The organism is Vibrio sp. SG41-7 (genome assembly GCF_014164465.1).
GTDB lineage: Bacteria > Pseudomonadota > Gammaproteobacteria > Enterobacterales > Vibrionaceae > Vibrio > Vibrio splendidus.
This window is the reverse complement of record NZ_JACJFF010000283.1, coordinates 1-1,401: the sequence shown is the minus strand read 5'-3', so window position 1 is coordinate 1,401 and position 1,401 is coordinate 1. Positions and strand designations below refer to the sequence as shown.

The window sequence follows — 1,401 nt, the reverse complement described above, 5'->3', positions numbered from 1 at the left end:
CATGGGTATCTACACATATTGAGCAAAAAATGAACGGGCCAATTCTTTCATCCTGTTGATTTCCTCTGTCGTGTAAGTATTTAATACTTCGCACATTTGCAAGAAAACCCAGAGGCCTGCAAGTAAGGCTGAATGTGTCACTGGCTTTGAACGCTTCGTCAAACGCCCACTTAATTTCACTAAAAAACCTTTAAATTCATTCGCTTCTTCTGACTTGTCTGAGTAAAGCTTAAAAACGAGCGTGGTCGAAACACTGGCTACAATTAATCGTTTGAGTATCAATTCACCCGTTGTCTGTTGCCATTTCTCAAGCTGATGACCATTTGTTTTCAACAGTTTGAACCAAGACTCAATGTTCCATCGGTGGCAATACCACATCGCTACCTCTGTCGCATCAACATCGAAAACATTCGATAATAAATACCATCTTGCTAACTCATTGCCTTTCTCATCGGTCACTAAGCTCATTACAAGGCGACATTCAGGCGCTTGCGACGCCAACTTTTCCGACTTCCGCTGCAACTCAACCTTCGTCTCTCCGACAAAAAGATAACCTTCTCTCCCTCGTATTGAAACAACCCCTTTGATATCTGGATTTAGACTTCGACCTATTGCTTCGGCCGTTTTAAATTGCCCTTCATGACGAAAAGTGGAGGCTTTTTTTGTTCGTGTTAACCAATTTATAGAGCCTAAGCGTCTTAAGTCTTTTGCTGAATCCGCTTCCCTGTCAACAACGTGGACTAAAGGCTTATCTAAACGCAATTGTTCTTGCCATTGAATGCTTTCAAACAGTGAATCCAGATGGCTTTGTTTCGGTTGAATGTCTTCAGACCGACATTGATAAATGCCTTTGTCAGTCAATAAGTTCAAACCTGCTGGAGCGATAGGCTCTCCTGTATCAGCATCAATGAGCAGAGAGGCTTGGAGCTCATAACCCACATCCAGAGCATGAGACATCTGGGTCTTATCAAACTTACTATGATGCTTAGAAAAGTTGATACGACACCAATCATGAGCCATCAAAACATAAGGACTTTGAGTCTCTTTTACTCCAGCTCTTGCCAGTCCGAGTATTGGACTACTCAGCATAGGAAAGGTCACATTGTCATTGTGGTAAAAGCGCCATGTGGCTTGGGTAGAAGCCCAAGATTGCGTATGGTGCTCTAATGATTTAGCCCCAGGGGCATTAGTCGAATTCACAGTCATATGTTCCATAACAATGGTCTGATAACGATTAGAGAGTCTTGATTCTAAGAGGCACGGTAGTTGATGTTGTTCGAAAAGAGTCATAATCAGTACAAGTTAAAGAATAGTTAACTCTCTTGATCATTGATCCTAGGATCAGTTCCCTTAATCAAATTAATTGCTCAATATGCGAACAATCTGTGTAGATGCCTATGC

Annotated in this window: 1 protein-coding gene; it reads right to left on the bottom strand. The window is 41.8% G+C overall.

The window, feature by feature from the left end:
• Positions 1-9 precede the first annotated feature (9 nt).
• Positions 10-1,296 (bottom strand): transposase, encoded by a 1,287-nt coding sequence (locus tag H5300_RS26670; protein WP_182797352.1) that lies wholly within the window; start codon positions 1,294-1,296, stop codon positions 10-12.
• Positions 1,297-1,401: the final 105 nt, after the last annotated feature.